This is a genomic window from Bordetella sp. MIP270_01_BMS (assembly GCF_054958705.1).
This window is the reverse complement of record NZ_CM143297.1, coordinates 3172988-3190653: the sequence shown is the minus strand read 5'-3', so window position 1 is coordinate 3190653 and position 17666 is coordinate 3172988. Positions and strand designations below refer to the sequence as shown.

17 protein-coding genes are annotated in these 17666 nt (G+C 65.3%); 10 read left to right on the top strand and 7 right to left on the bottom strand.

Annotation, left to right across the window (positions count from 1 at the left end):
* The first annotated feature begins 107 nt into the window (after nt 1-107).
* Nucleotides 108-986: a LysR family transcriptional regulator gene (locus ACV17W_RS14945; protein ID WP_462593115.1), complete on the top strand. Its 879-nt coding sequence runs from the start codon at nt 108-110 to the stop codon at nt 984-986.
* Nucleotides 987-989: 3 nt separating this feature from the next.
* Here ACV17W_RS14945 and ACV17W_RS14940 read toward each other — a convergent pair whose 3' ends face one another.
* Genes ACV17W_RS14940 through gpmA form a run of 4 tightly spaced genes read right to left on the bottom strand, consistent with a single transcriptional unit; the run spans nt 990 to nt 5583 of the window.
* On the bottom strand, nt 990-1760 hold the full coding sequence (locus ACV17W_RS14940; RefSeq protein WP_462593114.1) for a HesA/MoeB/ThiF family protein: 771 nt from the start codon (nt 1758-1760) through the stop codon (nt 990-992).
* A complete protein-coding gene (locus tag ACV17W_RS14935) occupies nt 1757-3199 on the bottom strand; it encodes a S41 family peptidase (protein ID WP_462593113.1) in 1443 nt (480 codons plus the stop codon). The genes ACV17W_RS14940 and ACV17W_RS14935 overlap by 4 nt, the downstream gene beginning before the upstream one ends.
* Before the next feature lie 26 nt (nt 3200-3225).
* The gene (locus ACV17W_RS14930; RefSeq protein WP_462593112.1) at nt 3226-4827 is read right to left on the bottom strand and encodes a peptidoglycan DD-metalloendopeptidase family protein; all 1602 of its coding nucleotides are present in this window, start codon (nt 4825-4827) and stop codon (nt 3226-3228) included.
* Nucleotides 4828-4830: 3 nt separating this feature from the next.
* Nucleotides 4831-5583: a 2,3-diphosphoglycerate-dependent phosphoglycerate mutase gene (gpmA, locus tag ACV17W_RS14925; protein WP_462593111.1), complete on the bottom strand. Its 753-nt coding sequence runs from the start codon at nt 5581-5583 to the stop codon at nt 4831-4833.
* 185 nt (nt 5584-5768) lie between these two features.
* Between gpmA and ACV17W_RS14920 the strand changes: the two genes are divergently transcribed.
* The 5 genes from ACV17W_RS14920 to ACV17W_RS14900 all read left to right on the top strand — a co-directional run bounded on the left by ACV17W_RS14920 (nt 5769) and on the right by ACV17W_RS14900 (nt 9161).
* Nucleotides 5769-6191 (top strand): rhodanese-like domain-containing protein, encoded by a 423-nt coding sequence (locus ACV17W_RS14920; protein WP_462593110.1) that lies wholly within the window; start codon nt 5769-5771, stop codon nt 6189-6191.
* Between the two features lie 12 nt (nt 6192-6203).
* Nucleotides 6204-6461, top strand: coding sequence for a glutaredoxin 3 (grxC, locus tag ACV17W_RS14915; RefSeq protein WP_462593109.1), 258 nt, complete (start codon nt 6204-6206; stop codon nt 6459-6461).
* Nucleotides 6462-6510: 49 nt separating this feature from the next.
* Nucleotides 6511-7038, top strand: a complete 528-nt coding sequence (gene secB / locus ACV17W_RS14910; protein WP_462593108.1) for a protein-export chaperone SecB — start codon at nt 6511-6513, stop codon at nt 7036-7038.
* 14 nt (nt 7039-7052) lie between these two features.
* A complete protein-coding gene (locus tag ACV17W_RS14905) occupies nt 7053-8096 on the top strand; it encodes an NAD(P)H-dependent glycerol-3-phosphate dehydrogenase (protein WP_462593107.1) in 1044 nt (347 codons plus the stop codon).
* A gap of 66 nt (nt 8097-8162) precedes the next feature.
* Entirely contained in the window at nt 8163-9161 is a 999-nt protein-coding gene (locus tag ACV17W_RS14900) for a Bug family tripartite tricarboxylate transporter substrate binding protein (protein ID WP_462593106.1), read from the top strand.
* A gap of 75 nt (nt 9162-9236) precedes the next feature.
* On the opposite strand, the gene ACV17W_RS14895 is transcribed toward ACV17W_RS14900, so the two are convergent.
* From ACV17W_RS14895 to ACV17W_RS14885, 3 genes are all read right to left on the bottom strand, one after another.
* Complete coding sequence (locus tag ACV17W_RS14895; RefSeq protein WP_462593105.1) at nt 9237-10409, bottom strand: phytanoyl-CoA dioxygenase family protein; 1173 nt, start codon at nt 10407-10409, stop codon at nt 9237-9239.
* A gap of 57 nt (nt 10410-10466) precedes the next feature.
* Nucleotides 10467-10844 (bottom strand): cupin domain-containing protein, encoded by a 378-nt coding sequence (locus tag ACV17W_RS14890; protein ID WP_462593104.1) that lies wholly within the window; start codon nt 10842-10844, stop codon nt 10467-10469.
* An 89-nt stretch (nt 10845-10933) separates the two neighbouring features.
* A complete protein-coding gene (locus ACV17W_RS14885) occupies nt 10934-11806 on the bottom strand; it encodes a TauD/TfdA dioxygenase family protein (protein ID WP_462593103.1) in 873 nt (290 codons plus the stop codon).
* Between the two features lie 256 nt (nt 11807-12062).
* Here ACV17W_RS14885 and ACV17W_RS14880 point away from each other — a divergent pair, with 256 nt between their 5' ends.
* From ACV17W_RS14880 to lpdA, 4 genes are all read left to right on the top strand, one after another.
* Nucleotides 12063-12644 carry a VOC family protein gene (locus tag ACV17W_RS14880; protein WP_462593102.1) on the top strand — a complete coding sequence of 194 codons (582 nt, stop codon included), beginning with the start codon at nt 12063-12065 and terminating at the stop codon, nt 12642-12644.
* A 67-nt stretch (nt 12645-12711) separates the two neighbouring features.
* Nucleotides 12712-14931: an alpha-ketoacid dehydrogenase subunit alpha/beta gene (locus tag ACV17W_RS14875; protein WP_462593101.1), complete on the top strand. Its 2220-nt coding sequence runs from the start codon at nt 12712-12714 to the stop codon at nt 14929-14931.
* 34 nt (nt 14932-14965) lie between these two features.
* Nucleotides 14966-16225, top strand: a complete 1260-nt coding sequence (locus ACV17W_RS14870; protein ID WP_462593100.1) for a dihydrolipoamide acetyltransferase family protein — start codon at nt 14966-14968, stop codon at nt 16223-16225.
* Between the two features lie 7 nt (nt 16226-16232).
* A complete protein-coding gene (gene lpdA / locus ACV17W_RS14865) occupies nt 16233-17624 on the top strand; it encodes a dihydrolipoyl dehydrogenase (protein WP_462593099.1) in 1392 nt (463 codons plus the stop codon).
* The last annotated feature ends 42 nt before the right edge of the window (nt 17625-17666 follow it).

Here is a 17666-nt window from a genome sequence, read left to right as displayed (position 1 = left end):
AGGCCGCCGCCGCACACGCGGTGATGCGCGGCTGACGGTCTTCATTAATATAGGCGCCTGCACCAGTGGATAAAGCAAGCTCAACTACCCCGCGGGAGAAACCCGGCATGGATCGCTGGCAGGCGATGCGCATCTTCGTGAAAGTGGCCGAAACCGAGAGCTTCGCCGGGGCCGCGCGCCAGCTTCATCTGAGCGCGGCCGGCGTCACGCGGGCCATCGCTGCGCTCGAGCAGGCCATCGGCGCCCGGCTGTTCGTGCGCACCACCCGCTCGGTAAAGCTGACCGAACCCGGGCGCCGCTATCGCGACGACTGCAAGCGCATACTGGCCAGCATCGACGAGGCCGAAGCCGCGGCGGCGGGTTTTCACGCGGCGCCATCGGGCACATTGTCGGTCACGGCACCGGTTCTGTTCGGGCGCATGTTTGTGCTGCCCATCCTGCACGACTATCTGCAGCGCTATCCCGATGTGAACGGCCGGGTGCTGTTCGTGGACCGCCCCGTGAACCTGGTAGAAGAAGGCATCGATGTGGCGATACGCATCGGCCGGCTGCAAGATTCGGGCTTTTCCGCGATCCAGGTGGGCACCGTGCGCCGCGTGGTGTGCGGCGCCCCGGCTTACTTCGAAGCGCATGGCGTGCCGCGCACGCCCGCCGACCTGAAGCACCATCGCGTAGCAGTCTCTACGGGGGCATGGGTCTCGCCGGAGTGGCGCTTCGCCGGCGATCAGAAAGTCACCATACACAGCTGGCTGCAGTCCAATACGCTTGATGCGGCCATCGACACGGCGGTCGCCGGCCTGGCGCTGACGCGCCCGCTGCATTACCAGATCGAACCGGCGCTGCGCGACGGGCGACTGCAGATTGTGCTGGAAGACTACGAGGATCCGCCGCTGCCCATTCATGTGCTGTACACCGAGGGGCGGCAGGCGCCAGCGAAGGTCAGGGCCTTTGTGGATATGGCCGTGGCGGCACTGCGGGGAGACTAAGCGCTACGCGGCGACGGATACCTGCCCGCGATGCGCACACACCGCGCATTCGGGGTCGCGCTGCACATTCACGCTGCGCCATTGCATGGTGCGCACGTCCAGCCACAGCAGGCGGCCCGACAGGCTTTCGCCGATGCCCGCCAGCAGCTTCAGGGCTTCGGCGGCCTGCGTGGCGCCGATGATGCCCACCACCGGGGCGAAGACGCCCATCGTGGCGCAGTTGGCCTCTTCGACTTCGTCGGCTTCGGGAAACAGGCAGTGATAGCAAGGAGCATCGTCACGGCGCAAGTCGTAGACGCTGACCTGCCCGTCAAAGCGTATGGCCGCGCCCGACACCAGGGGCTTGCGGTGATGCACGCAAGCGCGGTTGATGGCATGCCGCGTGGTGAAGTTGTCGGTGCAATCGAGCACCACGTCAGCGGCAGCCACTGCGTCGCTGAGAGACTGGCCGTCAAGCCGTTCCACGCGTGGCGTGACGCGGGTTTCAGGGTTATAGGCAGCCAGCGTGTCACGGCCGGACTCGGCCTTGGGGCGGCCTACGCTGGCGTTCACGTGCAGGATCTGGCGCTGCAGATTGCTGAGCTCGACGGTGTCGTCGTCGGCCAGGGTGATATCACCCACCCCCGCGGTGGCAAGATACAGCGCGGCGGGCGAGCCCAGCCCCCCCGCACCAACGATCAGGACCTTGCCGGCCAGGAATTTTTCCTGGCCCTCGATGCCCAGCTCATTGAGCAGAATGTGCCGGGCATAGCGCAGTAACTGCTGATCGTTCATTTGATCTTGGCGGGCTCGACTCCGGACGGCGTGATGGTCAGGCGTTCGGGCGTGCCCGCACCAGGCTTGGCCGCGGCCTTGGCCTGGGCCCGGGCGCTGCCCTTCTGCACAGGCTTGCCCGCCAGCAGGTTCAGGGCCTGCTGCAGCTGGAAGTCATCTTTGCCGCCGAATTCGAACATCTTGGTGGGCACAGGCGTGGCTTCGCCATCGAGAGTGGATTTCACCTCGTCGCTCTGGTTGTTGGCCAGGTGGCGTTGCAGGTCGGCCTCGCGCGGCAGGCGGAAGAGATCGCCTTCGGCGGTGTCGGCCACGACGTAATCCGGCTCGATGCCCGTGGCCTGGATGGAACGGCCGCTGGGCGTGAAGTAGCGCGAGGTGGTGAGCTTGACGCCGGTGTCCTGGCTGAGCGGCAGGATGATCTGCACCGAGCCCTTGCCGAATGTGCGATTGCCCAGCACCTTGGCGCGCTTGTGGTCTTGCAGGGCGCCCGCCACGATTTCAGAGGCCGAGGCCGAACCGATGTTGACCAGCACCACCATGGGCACGGTTTTCACCCAGGCGGGCAGGCCCGAAAGATAATTGCCTTCGCCACGGGCGTATTCGGCAGGGGTGGCCAGGTACTTGTGCCGCGAGTCGGGCGTACGGCCGTCGGTGGACACCACCAGCGCGTCCGGGGGCAGGAAAGCCGCCGACACACCGATTGCGCTGGTGAGCAGTCCGCCCGGATCGTTGCGAAGGTCGAGCACCAGGCCCTTCGGCGCACCCTTGGCGCCCAGTTCCTTCAACTGGCGGGCCAGGTCGGAACCGGTTTTTTCCTGGAACTGTGCAATGCGCACATAGGCCACATTGTTGTCGAGCATCTTGCTGCGCACGCTGCGCACCTTGATGATGTCGCGCACGATGCGCACGACCACGGGTTGCGCGTTGTCGGCGCGCATGATGGTCAGCGTGATCGGCGTCTTGGGGGCGCCACGCATGAGCTTGACCGCCTCGCTGAGCGACATGCCCTTGGTGGGGGTATCGTCGATCTTGATGATGAGGTCACCGGCCAGCACGCCAGCGCGCGCGGCGGGCGTATCTTCGATGGGCGAGATGACCTTGACGAAGCCGTCCTCGGCGCCGACTTCAATGCCCAGGCCGCCAAATTCACCCTGGGTGGTGCTTTGCATTTCGCGGAAAGCCTCGGCATCGAGGTAGGCCGAATGCGGGTCGAGATTCGACACCATGCCCGAGATGGCATTGTTGATGAGCGTCTTGTCGTCGACCGCCTCGACGTAGTTGTTCTTGATGGCGGCGAACACATTGCTGAGCTGCCGGAGCTCATCGAGCGGCAGGGGGCTGCCGCGCTGCGCCAGCGCCGTGACGCCCAGACTGAGCAGAATGCCCGCCACCGCGCCGATGGCAATCAAACCGAAACCGCGAAACTTGCGAGTGCCCATGCACACTTCCTGATTTTGATACCGGGTTATAGGGCCAGCCATTGGGCCGGATCCACCGGAGCGCCACGATAGCGAATTTCAAAGTATAGGCCCGATTCCACCTGCCCGCCGGTGGCGCCCACCGTGGCGATGGTGTCGCCGGCGCCGACTGCGTCCCCGACCTGCTTGAGCAGGCTTTGGTTGTAGGCGTAAACCGTCAGGTACTGCTTGCCATGATCGACGATGATCAGGTTGCCGAACCCCCGCAGCCAGTCGGCGTAGACGACGGTACCCGGGGCCACCGCCTTGACGGGCGTGCCGGCCGCGGTACGAAGCACGATACCGCGCCAGACGCCGCCGTCGGGCCGATCTACCCCGAAACGACCCTGTACCGTACCACGCACGGGAGCGGGCAGCCCCTGGCGCAGGCCGGCGCCCCCGGCGGCCACCGGCGCGGCGCGGCGGGGGGCCTCGGCCTGGCGGCTTTCCGCGGCGGGTGGCGCGGCGGGTGGCGCGGCGGGGGCGTCTGCGCCGGAAGCAGGCTCGGCCGGCGGCCGACTGGGAGCCGGCGCCCCGCCGGAAGCGGGCGGCGGGGTCTGCGCAATGACGCGGCGCTCGCCCGGCCAGGCCGGCTTGAGCCCGGCCGCATCGGGGTCGGCCAGGGCCACCGGGCCGCTCGGGCGGCTGGATTCGCGCTCGCGGGCGGCCGCCGCCTCGACCTGTTCCCGAGCCTGCGCGGCGTCGCGGGCTTCGGCGCTGCGGCGCGCCTGCTCGACTTGCCGCGCGGCTTCCGCCCGGCGGTCGGCCTCGGCCTTCTGGCGAGCCTCTTCGGCAAGGCGCGCTTCCTGGGCGAGGCGCACGGCTTCGGCGCGCAGGCGGGCCTCTTCGGCTCGACGCGCCGCCTCGGCCTGCTCGGCAATGGCCTTTTCAAGGTCGCCGATCAGGTTAGACAGCCGGGCGTCGTCGCGGCCCAGTTGCCGGGCCTCGGCACGCTGCGCCGCAATCTGTCCTTCCAGCCGGGCGAGCAGGGTGGCCCGCTCCTTCTGCTGGGCCACCAGTTCGTCTTTCTGCTGGGCGGCTTCGGTGGCCAAGGCCTGGATTTCGCCGCGCCGGGCGTCGGCCTGCCCTTGAAGCTCGGCCAGTCGGTCGATGTCCTGCCTCAGGCTCTGCACCGTCTGGGTGCGTGCGCGCGACACATACCCCAGGTAGCCCAGGTTGCGGCCCAGCTGCTGCGGGTCGCCGCCCGACAGCAGCGCCGCCCAGGGCGACAGGCCGCTGGTGTACTGCGTTCGCAGCTGCTCGGCCAGTTCGGCCCGGCGTTGCTGCAGCGCCTGCTGCTGGGCGCCGATTTCCTGTTCAAGCCGGGAATGCTGTGCTTCGGCGCGGCGGTTGTCTTCTGCCAGATCGCGCAGGCGCCGATTGATGCGGGAGATGGCGGATTCGGACGCTTTGAGGGCGTCGGCCGCCTCCTGGCGGGCGGCCTCGCGGTCATCGATGTCTTTCTGCAGGCTTTCGATGCGGTCGCGCAGCGCGGCCTGCTGCTGCGCGGCCTGGGTCTGCCGCTCGGACAGGTCCGCAGACGCCGCGACCGACGCCAGGGGCGTCGCCGCCACTGCAGCCACCCACAGCAAACCCGCCACAAACCGCATGAATCAGTCCTTTTTTGCCTTGCCCTGGGCCGCAACTGCCGCCATGGCGGCTTCGATCTCGGCGGCGTCCCCCAGATAATAATGGCGGATCGGGCGCAACGCCTCGTCCAGTTCATAGACCAGCGGCTGGCCGGTGGGAATATTCAGGCCGACGATATCATCGTCAGAGATATTGTCCAGATGCTTGATCAGCGCGCGCAGGCTGTTGCCGTGCGCGGCGACCAGCACCTTGCGGCCCGCGCGGATGGCCGGCGCGATCGAGTCATTCCAGAACGGCAGCACGCGCGCCACGGTGTCCTGCAGGCATTCGGTGGCAGGCAGCTGCTCGGCCGGGATCTTGGCGTAGCGTCCGTCAAAGCGCGGATGGCGCTCATCATCGAGCGACAGCGGCTCGGGCGCGATGGCATAGGCGCGGCGCCAGATCAGCACCTGTTCATCGCCGTATTTGGCCGCCGTCTCGGCCTTGTTCAGGCCCTGCAGGTTGCCGTAGTGGCGCTCGTTCAGGCGCCAGCTGATACCCACGGGCGTGTACATGGCGTCCATGGCGTCCAGGGCGATCCACAGGGTGCGGATGGCGCGCTTGAGCACCGAGGTATAGGCCAGGTCGAACTCGTAACCCTCCTTCTTGAGCAATTCGCCGGCCTTGCGCGCCTGTTCGCGGCCCGTGTCGGTAAGATCGACGTCCGTCCAGCCGGTGAAGCGGTTTTCAAGGTTCCACTGGCTTTCGCCGTGACGCATCAGTACGAGTTTATGCATGGTTTTCAGCCGCTCGCAGGCGGGTTTGGAGTTGACGAATGCGCTCATTTTATAATTGAGCGATTTTGCCCCTGGTTTTCACCCGGCAAGCGGCCATTGCCGCCCGCCTGGTCCGGCCGGGCCGCCGTTTACCGGCGGGTCGCGCGCATTCATGCCGGCCCACCGATTTCAGTTCAGGAACCTCCGTGGATCTTCTGCAATTCTTGGTAGATAAAAACAACATCTTCATCGTGGCGGTCGCCCTGGTGTCGGGCATCATGCTGGCCGTGCCGGCATTGCGCAAGGGCCGTTCCGGCGGCGGCATCAGCACGTCCGAGGCCATCCAGATGGTCAACCAGCGCCACGCCGTCTGGGTCGACGTGCGGCCGACCGAGGCCTTCCGGGCCGGGCACATCCCCCAGGCACGCAATATGCCTGCAGCAGAACTCGAGCAAAAGGCGGGCTCGCTGCCCAAGAACAAGCCGCTGGTGCTGGTGTGCGAAACTGGCCGGGATGCCGGCCGGGTCGCCAGCCGACTGCGTTCCCAGGGGTTCGCGGAAGTGGCGGTCATGGAAGGCGGCATGCGCGGCTGGTCGTCTGCCGGCCTGCCCGTCACCCAGAAACCCTGACCCGGAGCCGGTATGAACAAAGTTGTCATGTATTCGAAGGATTACTGCCCCTATTGCGCCAGGGCTCAGTCCCTGCTGCAGCAACGAGGCGTCACCGATCTGGAAATCATCCGCATCGACCAGGACCCGTCCCAGCGCGATGTCATGATCGAGCGCACCGGCCGGCGTACCGTGCCGCAGATCTTCATCGGCGACAAACACGTCGGCGGCTGCGACGATCTCATGGCGCTCGACCGCGCGGGCGGCCTTGCCCCCCTGCTCGGCAGCTGAGGGCGAATGCCCCGCCGTATTTTTTTGCCCACCCTTACCGGAAATATTCATGGCTGATCAGGACCAAAACACCCAGCAAGCAGGCGGCGACGCGCCTTCGTTCAATCTGCAGCGCGTCTACCTGAAAGACCTGTCGCTGGAAATGCCCAATGCGCCTCACGTGTTCCTGGAACAAGAGCAGCCGCAAGTCGAAGTCAGCATCAACGTGGGCGGCCAGCGCCTGGCGGAAACGGTGTTCGAATCCACGGTCACCGCCACCGTCACGACCCGCATCAACGACAAGGTGCTGTACCTGGTCGAAGGCACGCAGGCCGGCATTTTCGAGCTGGCCAATATTCCGGCCGAGCAAATGGACGCGCTGCTGGGCATCGTGTGCCCCACCATGCTGTACCCGTACCTGCGCGCCAACGTCGCCGACGCCATCACCCGCACGTCGTTGCCGGCGCTGCACCTGGCCGAAGTGAATTTCCAGGCCCTGTATGAACAGCGCCTGGCCGAGTTGGCCCAGCAGCAGCAAGGCGCCAACAACGGCTCGGACTCCGGCATCATTCTGCCGCCGGGCTCGACGCGCCAGTAAGCGTCAGCCGCTACATGAAAGAAGCGCCCGCCCCCTTGAGCGTGGCCGTTCTGGGCGCGGGCAGCTGGGGCACTGCCCTGGCCGCCGTGGCCAGTCGCCGGCATCGCACCGTGCTGTGGGCGCGCGATGCCGCGCGAGCTGCCCTGATCGCCCAGGAGCGCGCCAACGAGCGCTATCTGCCCGGCATCCGGCTGCCCGAGGCGCTGACCACCACCAGCGACCTGGCCGCCGCGCTCGCGCCGCTGGCCGCCGCACCGCATCGCGCCCTGATCATTCTGGGAGTACCGGTGGCCGGCCTGCACGCCACCTGCCGGGAATTGGCCGCGCGCCTCCCGGCGCTGGGTCTGTCGCAGGTTCCCATCGTCTGGACCTGCAAAGGGTTCGAAGTCGATACGGCCCGCCTTCCCCATGAGATCGTGGCCGACGCCCTGGGCGGCATGCCCGACGTGCGCGGTGGCGTATTGTCCGGCCCTTCGTTCGCGCGTGAAGTCGCGCAAGGCCTGCCGGTGGCGCTGACCATCGCCAGCGAGCACGAGCCGGTACGCAGCGCCACCACCAACGCCTTGCACGGCGGGCCGGTGCGCGTATATGCCAGCACCGATGTGGCCGGTGTGGAAGTCGGCGGCGCTCTGAAGAATGTCATTGCCGTGGCCTGCGGCATAGCCGATGGCCTGGCCCTGGGCACCAATGCGCGGGCTGCGCTCATCACGCGCGGCCTGGCGGAAATGAGCCGTTTCGGCGTCGCGCTTGGCGCGCAGGCCGAAACCTTTGCTGGCCTGACCGGCCTGGGCGACCTGGTACTGACCGCCACCGGCGAACTGTCGCGCAACCGCCGCGTCGGGCTCGAGATCGGCGCCGGACGCAAGCTCGACGACATACTGGCCAGCGGCATCACCGCGGAAGGCGTGCGCTGCGCGCGCGCGGCGCTGCAGCGCGCCCGCGACCTGGGCGTCGAACTGCCCATTACCGAAGCCGTGTGCGCGGTGCTGTTCGACGGCGTCGCCCCCATGACGGCGGTGTCCGCCTTGCTGGCCCGCGAGGCTCGCCTCGAAATCTGAGTCCCTCGGCCAGCTGACAATACGTACCCTATCGGCTTTATCGCCCTTATCCAAGGAGCTTGCGTCATGTTCTCTGTCCGTCCCTCCCGGGCCCGCGCCGCGCTGCGCCACCTCACCCTGGCACTGAGCACCATCGCCCTGTTGCCCGCGGCCGCCCAGGCCGAATGGCCCGAACGCCCGATCCACATGGTGGTGCCGTTCCCGCCCGGGTCGTCGCCCGACCTGCTGGCGCGCACGATTTCCGAGCCGCTGGCCCAGGCCCTGGGGCAGCCCGTCATCATCGACAACAAGCCGGGCGCCGGGGGCAATATCGGCACGCGCGCCGTCGCGCGCGGCACGCCGGACGGGTACACCCTGCTCTACACCATCAACGGTCCATTGGTGACCGCGCCGACGCTCTACAAGAAGACGCTGGGCTACGACCCATTGAAAGACCTGGCTCCCATCACGCTGGTGGCCACCAGCCCCAATGTGCTGACCGTGCCCGGCGACCTGGCGGTGTCGAATGTGGCCGATTTCGTCAAGCTGGCGCGCGAACGCAAGGGCGAGCTGAACTACGGCTCGGTCGGGCCGGGCAGTTCGGCGCACCTGGCCATGGAAATGTTCATGAGCGATGCCAAGATCGATCTCACCCACATTCCGTATTCCGGGTTCCCGCAGGTCATCACCGCCATCATTGCGGGCGACGTGCAGGCCGGTTTCATGGTGCCTGCCATCGCCATGCCGCACGTCGGCAGCGGGAAAGTCAAGGCACTTGCCATCACCAGCCTCGAACCCAGCGAGTCGCTGGCGGGCATTCCCACCATGGACCAGCAGGGCTATCCGGGCTTCGAAGCGATCTCCTGGAACGCGATCCTGGCGCCCGCCGGCACGCCAGCGCCGATTGTCGATCGACTGAACCGCGAACTGGCCGGCATCATCAACAGCGAACCCGTGCGCAAACTGCTCGCGCAACAGTACTTCACCCCTGCGCCGTCCACCCCGCAAGGGCTGACCGACCGCATCAATAAAGACACGGCCCGATGGAACGAAGTCATCGAACGCCTGGGGCTGTCGCTGGACTGATCGGCGAGACGGCATGGCCGGAGCATCACGCGCCCGATCCCGCGGCGCGTGAAGGCGTCATGCCTGCCGCTCGATCTAGATCGCCAGGTCGTAGACGTTATAGTTCCTGATGACCCGCTCGAAGTTTTCCGGGGTATGGCGGAAATCGCGCTCGCGACCCGCAAACGGGGCATACCTGAACGGCTGTTCGTGCGGAAAGTGCTGGCTGCGGGCGTCGATCGCCACTTGCAGTACGGCAGACCGGCGGTCGATGCGCGCCGCGTCCATGATCTCGCCGCCAGCCAGCGACAGCGCGGGAGCCTGGCCCAACACGGCACTGCGGCGATGAAAGCCGAACGTGATCGACATCCGCATATCCGGTGACGAATTGGCGAACGAGCCGTGCAGTATCTGCCGGTTGGCCACCGTGACATCCCCTGCCTCGCATACCAGGGGAATGGCTCCCGGAATAAGGTCGCTACCCCCGTTTTCCTCGACCAGCCGGCGAATATCGATCTTTCCCAGCTTATGGGAACCGGGCACGATCCAGAGAGCATTGGCTGCCGTCGTGGGATAGAGCTGCACCTGGAAGTTGAATCCGTGAATGCCGTCATCCCAGTCAGGGCTGCCCCAATGCGTTACCCCGTCCTGATGCCACGCCACGGCTGCGCCCAGCCGCGGTTGCTTGACGAAGATGGCGTCGGTATACGGCACGAAATCGTCGCCGTTGATCGCGGCCGCGACGGCCAGGAGCTGCGGGTGGCCGTACACCCGAAGCGCCGCCGGCATGATCTGGCACATACCGTAAATCTGCAGCACGACCTCTGCAGGCGCATCGGCTGCCGCGGGCAATTCCGTCATTTTCACAGGGTGTCGTCCGCCCAGGTTGGAAGTCCCGCCGTGCGGATCGGACAAGGGCTTGGCCATGTAGAACGACGGCCGGGCGAATTCGGTGCCGATTGCGGCACGGCCCCTGGCGTCGACCTTCGCGCCCTTTGCCACGGGCGCGCGCTCGAGTACATGGGTGGCCGCCGCGATAAGCTCGCGGACTTCCTGGGGGTCGATGACGCCTTCGAAAATATAGAACCCGTGGGTCCGGTACGCATCCACTATCGCCGCGTCGAGCTTGCCATTGCGATCCAGGCGTAGCGGGCCCCGGTTGCCGAGGGTCGCTGCCCGCCGCAGGCCCGCATCCTGATAGGCAGCCATCTGCCGGGCATAGCTATCGGCCCCGCCCGGGGCCGATCGAGATTGAGAAGGATGATCCATACTGTGCTTACGCCTCCGGAACGACTGCGCCCCTGTCAGTAAACAGATGGCTGGGTTTCAAGAAACGAACTGCTGGTGCTCGCACAGGAACAGATAATCCTCGCGTGCAGGCGCAAACACATCGATATTCAGGGCACGCTCATCGCCCAGCGTTTCGGCGCAGTGGGGCACGCCGCCCGGGATATAGATCGCGCCTGGCGATTGCAGCTCGATTATTTCGTCTCCCACCCAAAAACGCATAGCCCCCGACAGGACATACGAAATCTGGTCGAAAGGGTGCGAATGAGGGCCCTTGGTCTTGTAGCCCGGTTCGAACCAGGCAATGGTGTGCAGGGACTGCTCGGTGCGGATCGCCGTCCTGCTGAAGTTTTCTATGCGCTCTACCATCGGCATGGTGTCGAGCTTGAACACGCGGGGCAAGTTCTTCAATTCCATTGACCTTCCTTTTGAATCCGAAAAATTAAGCAGCGGCGTCCGGTACGGCGGGGCAGTACAGGGGCAGACCGCGCAACGCGAGATGGCCCTCAGGACGCACGGGCAAGCGCCGCGTCCGGGTGCTTCCGGGCGTAAGGCGACATGCCTTTCACACTGATCCGATACATTTCACGCAGCATGTCGCGCTGCTGGGTGGGGTCGGCATGCGGCGTCGCGGCGTGCAGCGTCGAAAGCGTGTCCCACGCCGCAAAATCGTGCTTCTGGTAGACGACCTCGAGCCGGTATTTTTGCTGGGTCGCGTGCTGCGTCAGCTCTTGCAGCAACGCCGAACCTTCATCGGCGGGCATGCCCTCGACGCCAAAGGCCGAACCGGTAATGGAGTAAAGGGCTTTGCGCCCCGTCACAGGGTGCTTCAATACCAGTGGATGCGCGTAGATGCCCAATTCAGCCAGGCGCGCTGCGCCCACTGGCGGTTCGGCCAGGTCTTTCCTGTTCTTCGCCCAGGTATTGAGCGTCTTCAGCCCTTCAATCTGCTTGCGCAGCGTCGCCGGCAGGTCGTCGTAAGCAGAATACATATCCGCCACCAAGGTGCCACCGCCCTGGGCGGGAACCGTGTGCGCCCAGAGCATCGTCGCCGACGCCGGCTCAGCCTCATAGGTGTTGTCCGTATGCCAGTAGGCCGAGGTATTGCGCCGGATCTCGGCTTCGTTGGTCAGCAGCGATATGTATTCAAACCCCGGCACCTGCCCAATTTCAACAATGTGCGGATGCGGCCTGCCGAACCATTTTCCAATTCGGGCGTAGTGCTCCAAAGTGATGTCCTGCCTCGGAATCTTGATGACCTGATGGGCATGGAAAATTTCTATGAGGCGTGAAATATCGCCTTCGGACACGGGCCTGGACAAATCCAGACCCTCGATCTCGACACCGAATGGACCGTCTAGCGGTTGTATGGAAAACATGAGCTGATTGCTCCGATCAAGAGGAACGGCTCCCTGGACCCAGGGACGTTTGCGCAAGATAGAGGCAACCCGGTTGCGCGGGAAGGGTATGAACCGTTGAGGTGTTCAGGGTTTGTCAACCCTTCCCCATGAGCAAGTGCGGCGACTGTTTACTTTTGCTGATCCAGTTGATGTTTCGTCATCTTGGAACGGCCGATGCAAAGTGCCTAGTATCCGCCTTATCGCCAGTCCCGACCATTAACCACGCGATGCCAGGATGGCACGCTTTTCCGAATGGACGTCGTTCATGTATTCCCCCCCCGACGCTGAAGCTGGGCATCTTGGTTTGCCCGGGCTGAGAGGCACAGACCATATCGGCTTCACCGTACCCGACCTGGAAGAGGCGACGCGCTTCTTCGTCGAGATCCTGGGGTGCCAGCAGTTCTACGACATCGGCCCCATCGCTGCCGAGGACGACTGGATGCAGGAGCATCTGAATGTGCATCCGCGGGCAATAGTCCGCAAGCTGCGCTTCTTTCGCTGCCGCAACGGCAGCAACTACGAAGTGTTCGAGTACGAATCCCCCGACCAGCGCACGGAACTGCCCAGGAACAGCGACGTCGGCGGACATCACCTGGCCCTGTACGTGGACGATATCGAGGCGGCAATCACGTACCTGAAATCGCATGGGATACGGGTACTGGGAACGCCGACCGTACGGGTGAACGGGCCCAGCTCCGGCCAGCAGTGGGTTTACTTTCTCGCGCCATGGGGCATGCAATTCGAACTCGTGAGTTTCAACCGGGGCAAAGGCTACGAACGCCACACCCAGGCGCGCCTGTGGGATACGCGCGACTAGACCCTGCGTGGCCTGCACGTCCAATGCGACGGCCGCCGTGCGAACCGACACCCGGAGACTGACTTCCATGCCTGACATCATCGAGCTGTCTTCGTCCTCGCGCTGGATTGAACTGCGAGCGACGAACGAAGACAGAAAGAGCGCCGACCCGAAGACCCTGGGTACACTGCTTTCGCACATGCACTTCATCCGCGCTTTCGAGGAAACCGTGCTCGAACTGGCGACCGCCGGCCTGGTGCATGGCCCCGCCCATTCGAGCATCGGGCAGGAAGGAGGGGCAGCCGGATCCATCATCGGCCTGCGGCCCACGGACGACATCAATGGCTCGCATCGCGGCCACCATCAGTTCCTGAGCAAGTCGCTCGCCTACCTGGCGCCCCAGGGGATAGATCCCAAGGACGAGGTGACGCCCGAGATGGATCGATTGCTGCAGCGCACCCTGGCCGAAATACTGGGTCTGGCCGACGGATTCTGCAAGGGGCGCGGCGGGTCGATGCACCTGCGCTGGGCCGAGGCCGGCGTACTGGGCACGAATGCGATCGTAGGCGGCGGCGTGCCGCTGGCGGCTGGCGCCGCCTGGGCCAAGAAACACGCCGGCAGCGATGCCGTCACGGTGACGTTCTTCGGCGACGGCGCGGTCAACATTGGGTCGGTTCTCGAGACCATGAACCTCGCCGCGGCATGGCGCCTGCCGCTGTGCTTCTTCATCGAGAACAATCAGTACGCGGTGTCCACCCATATTGACGAAGCCACCGCCGAACCTCGCCTGTCCGCGCGCGGCATGGCCTTCAACATACCGGGCTGGCGGGTGGACGGAATGGACCCCCTCGCCGTGAACATGGCGATGGCACAGGCGCTGGAACACATGCGCGCTGGACGCGGCCCCACCATCATCGAGGCGAACGTCTACCGGTACTTCCACCAGAATGGCAGCTTTCCCGGCAGCGCATTCGGATATCGAACCAAGGAAGAAGAGCAGGCCTGGCGCGCACGGGACCCGCTGGACAACCTTGGATCGCAGATGGTCGCGCGAGGCCTGCTCGTCGCCGAGGACATCAGGAGGCTGCGCGAACGCGCGCAGGCCTCGATGAGCCGTGCGGTCGAATCGCTGACAGAGACGGACGCGACCGGCAAACGTACCGCCCGCCGGATCAGGACGGCGCTTTGGCCGGATCCGGCCTTCTGCGACGTCGGTGTGCGCAGTGACCTGTCGGAGCTTGCAGGCGCCCGGTGCGAAGAAGAAGCCACCTTCAGCGGCGATCTGCAGGAACGAAAGTTCATCGACATGGTGGCCGAAGTGATGGCGCGCCGGATGGAGACCGACCCCGGCATCGTGGTGCTGGGCGAAGACGTGCACCGCCTGAAGGGGGGCACCAACGGCGCCACGCGCGGCCTGAAGAGCAGCTATCCGGACCGTGTGATGGGCACCCCCATCAGCGAGAACGCATTCACCGGACTGGGCGGCGGCATAGCAATGGATGGGAGATTCAAACCCGTCATCGAATTCATGTACCCCGACTTCATGTGGGTCGCGGCAGACCAGGTATTCAATCAGATCGGCAAGGCGCGTCATATGTTCGGCGGCGACATCGATGTCCCGCTGGTGCTGCGCAGCAAGGTGGCTATCGGCACGGGCTACGGATCGCAGCACTCGATGGACCCAGCCGGCATATTCGCGACCAACCCCGGCTGGCGCATCGTGGCTCCGGCCACCCCTTTCGATTACGTGGGCCTGATGAATGCGGCCCTCGCGATGAAGGATCCGGTGCTGGTCATCGAACATGTCGATCTGTATGCGTCCACCGGGCTGGCGCCGGTTGATGACCTCGACTACCAGATTCCGTTCGGCAAGGCGGCGGTTCGCCGTACGGGCAATCGGCTCACATTGCTGACCTACCTTTCCATGGTGAGCGAGAGCCTGGCCGCGGTGGAACAGACGGGTGCCGATGTCGAAGTCATAGACTTGCGCTGGCTGGACCGCGCCAGCATCGATTGGGACACCATCGGCCGCAGCATCCGCAAAACCAACAACGTCCTCATCGCGGAGCAAGGTGCCCGAGGCACCTCGTATGGAGCATGGCTTTCCGACGAGATCCAGCGCCGTTACTTCGATTGGCTCGACCAGCCCGTGCAGCGCGTCACCGGCAGCGAAAGCTCGCCCAGCATCTCCAAGGTGCTCGAGCGAGCGGCGAGCGCGCGCCGGGAAGAGGTGGCGCAAGGCATAGCGAGCGCCCTGCAGGCCCAGGGCGCCGCAACGCCGGACCGTCGCAACGACGGCTGGCGCTGAAGGCGGCCACCATCGCATCAAGGAAGAAATACAAATGGCGACTTTGGTACGTATGCCCGGTGTGGCAGCGAACGCAGACTCCGCATCGATCGTGGCCTGGCTGAAGCAGACGGGCGATGTGGTGCTGCAGGGTGAGTGCCTTGCAGAGATCGAGACCGACAAGGCGATTGTCGAACTGCAGGCCGAGCAATCGGGTGTTCTGGGCGAGATACTTGCACCCGCAGGATGCAGTGTGCCAGTAGGCGATCCTGTTGCCGTGCTGCTGCAAGACGGGGAAGAGCCCAGACCGCTCTCGGAGATCGTCGCGGACGGGCCGGTGCGATCGCCCGGCCCCCCCTTGCACGCGCAAGTCCCGCCCCCCGCGCTGCCGGAAGATGCCGTCGCCCCGCCGACGGCAAGTGGGACCACTCACGAGGCGCGGCGGCTTTTCGCCAGCCCGGTGGCCAGGCGGCTGGCGGTCGAGGCCGGCCTCGACCTGGCCTCCCTTGCCGGCAGCGGTCCGAACGGGCGCATCGTGAAGAACGATGTGCTCGCTGCCCAGGCGTTCACACCTGCGGCGTGCGCGTCTGCGCAGACCCCCGCGCCCGGCATGGACCGCGCGAGCCCCACGTCAGCCGCCTATCTGGAGGTGCCGCACAGCAATATGCGCCGCACCATTGCCCGGCGCCTGACCGAAAGCAAGCAATCCATTCCGCACTTCTACCTACGCGCCGACTGCCGATTGAACGAGCTGCTGGAGTTGCGCACCCGGATCAACCAGACCGCGCCTCGCAAGGTGACGGTCAACGACTTCATCGTCAAAGCCGCAGGCGCCGCGCTGCGCGACGTTCCGGAGCTGAACGTCAGCTGGACGGAATCGGCGCTGCGTCAACATCGATCGGTAGATGTCGCCATCGCCGTGTCGGTGCCGCAAGGCATCCTGACGCCCGTGATCATCGGCGTGGACACGCAACCATTGCTGGCGTTGAGCAGCACGATCGCCAGCCTGGTCGACAAGGCGCGCGCGGGCGCGCTCGCCCCCAGCGACTACCAGGGAGGCGGCTTTTCCGTCAGCAATCTCGGACCTCATGGCGTCAGAGAATTCTCTGCCATCATCAACCCCCCGCAAAGCGCGATTCTTGCCGTGGGCGCCGCTGAAGACCGGCCCGTGGTCGAACACGGCCAGCTGAGCATCGCCACGATGATGACGGTCGTCCTGTCGGTCGACCACCGTGCGGTCGATGGCGCCGTGGCCGCGAAATGGCTCGCGCGCTTCAAGGCGATGGTGGAGAACCCCCTTGCCGCCCTCATCTGAAACGCCTATGGCACCTGAACGATTCGATGTCCTGGTGGTGGGAGCCGGGCCCGGCGGATATGTCGCGGCCATCCGGGCGGCCCAGCTCGGCATGCGTACCGCGATCGTCGAAATGTCCGAACTGGGCGGGGTCTGCCTGAACTGGGGCTGCATACCCACCAAAGCGCTGCTGCGATCGATCGACGTGTTGCGCCTGGTGCGCGCGGCAGACGCCTTCGGCATCAAGAGCGCCTCTCCCGAACCGGATCTGGCCGCCATGGTGCAGCGTTCACGCAACGTCGCGTCGGAATTGCAACGCGGCGTCGACCACCTGCTGAAAAAGAACGAGGTGACGCTGTTGCGCGGCCGCGCCCGACTCTGCGGCGCCGCCAGAGTGAGGATCGATTCCAGCCAGGCAACCACGACCGTGTCCGCGCGCCACATCGTACTGGCCACCGGCGCACGCGCCAGGCCCTTGCCTGGACTTCCGTCCGCGGACGACAAGGTGTGGTTTTACCGGGAAGCGCTGACGCCCGCCAGCCTGCCCAGCAGCATGCTGATCGTGGGCGCAGGCGCCATAGGAATTGAGTTCGCCTGCTTCTACCGAGCATTGGGCGTGGATGTGCATGTGGTCGAATCGGCGGACAGAGTGCTTCCGACTGAAGACGAAGAGGTATCGGACCATCTGGCCCGAGCCCTGCGTGCGGACGGAATTGCATTGCACACGGGCAGCCGGATCGGCCGTATTGAACGGACGACGGCCGGTTGGGAAATCGCGCTGCTCGGCGCTGACGGCTCAACAATTCACGCGTCCGTCGTGCTCGTCGCCGCCGGCATCACCGGCAATTGCGAAGACCTGGGATTGGAGAATACGGCGGTCAACGTCAAGGACGGACACATCGTCACAGACCGGTTCGGCGCAACCGACGAGCCCGGCGTCTACGCCATCGGCGACGTTGCCGCGGCCCCCTGGCTGGCCCACAAGGCTAGCCACGAGGCGATCGCCTGCATTGAAAAAATTGCGGGCATGCCGGTATGCGGCATCGATCCAAGCCGTATCCCTGCCTGCATTTTCAGCCATCCCCAAGTGGCTCGGGTTGGACTGACCGAGCGGCAGGCGGCCGACCGCGGACAACCCATACGGGTAGGCCGTTTTCCATTCAGCGCCAACGGCAAGGCAATCGCGCTCGGTGAGACCAAGGGGTTCGTCAAGGTCATTTTCGACGTGGCCAGCGGCGAGCTGCTGGGTGCGCATATGGTAGGCAACGATGTCACCGAGATGATCCACACGTACGGGGTAGCCATGGGACTGGAAACCACGGAGGCAGAGCTGATGCAAACCGTTTTTGCGCATCCTACCCAGTCCGAGGCAATGCATGAGGCGGTACTGCAAGCTTTCGGAAACGCGCTGCACTTGTGAAGCGCCGCGCGGACGACCGCCACAGGCGTCATGGCCGGCGAC

Coding starts and splice junctions, on each gene's coding strand:
- ACV17W_RS14945 (WP_462593115.1), top strand. CDS start 108: ATGGATCGCTGGCAGGCGATGCGCATCTTCGTGAAAGTGGCCGAAACC.
- ACV17W_RS14940 (WP_462593114.1), bottom strand. CDS start 1,760: ATGAACGATCAGCAGTTACTGCGCTATGCCCGGCACATTCTGCTCAAT.
- ACV17W_RS14935 (WP_462593113.1), bottom strand. CDS start 3,199: ATGGGCACTCGCAAGTTTCGCGGTTTCGGTTTGATTGCCATCGGCGCG.
- ACV17W_RS14930 (WP_462593112.1), bottom strand. CDS start 4,827: ATGCGGTTTGTGGCGGGTTTGCTGTGGGTGGCTGCAGTGGCGGCGACG.
- gpmA (WP_462593111.1), bottom strand. CDS start 5,583: ATGCATAAACTCGTACTGATGCGTCACGGCGAAAGCCAGTGGAACCTT.
- grxC (WP_462593109.1), top strand. CDS start 6,204: ATGAACAAAGTTGTCATGTATTCGAAGGATTACTGCCCCTATTGCGCC.
- secB (WP_462593108.1), top strand. CDS start 6,511: ATGGCTGATCAGGACCAAAACACCCAGCAAGCAGGCGGCGACGCGCCT.
- ACV17W_RS14905 (WP_462593107.1), top strand. CDS start 7,053: ATGAAAGAAGCGCCCGCCCCCTTGAGCGTGGCCGTTCTGGGCGCGGGC.
- ACV17W_RS14900 (WP_462593106.1), top strand. CDS start 8,163: ATGTTCTCTGTCCGTCCCTCCCGGGCCCGCGCCGCGCTGCGCCACCTC.
- ACV17W_RS14895 (WP_462593105.1), bottom strand. CDS start 10,409: ATGGATCATCCTTCTCAATCTCGATCGGCCCCGGGCGGGGCCGATAGC.
- ACV17W_RS14890 (WP_462593104.1), bottom strand. CDS start 10,844: ATGGAATTGAAGAACTTGCCCCGCGTGTTCAAGCTCGACACCATGCCG.
- ACV17W_RS14885 (WP_462593103.1), bottom strand. CDS start 11,806: ATGTTTTCCATACAACCGCTAGACGGTCCATTCGGTGTCGAGATCGAG.
- ACV17W_RS14880 (WP_462593102.1), top strand. CDS start 12,063: ATGGCACGCTTTTCCGAATGGACGTCGTTCATGTATTCCCCCCCCGAC.
- ACV17W_RS14875 (WP_462593101.1), top strand. CDS start 12,712: ATGCCTGACATCATCGAGCTGTCTTCGTCCTCGCGCTGGATTGAACTG.
- ACV17W_RS14870 (WP_462593100.1), top strand. CDS start 14,966: ATGGCGACTTTGGTACGTATGCCCGGTGTGGCAGCGAACGCAGACTCC.
- lpdA (WP_462593099.1), top strand. CDS start 16,233: ATGGCACCTGAACGATTCGATGTCCTGGTGGTGGGAGCCGGGCCCGGC.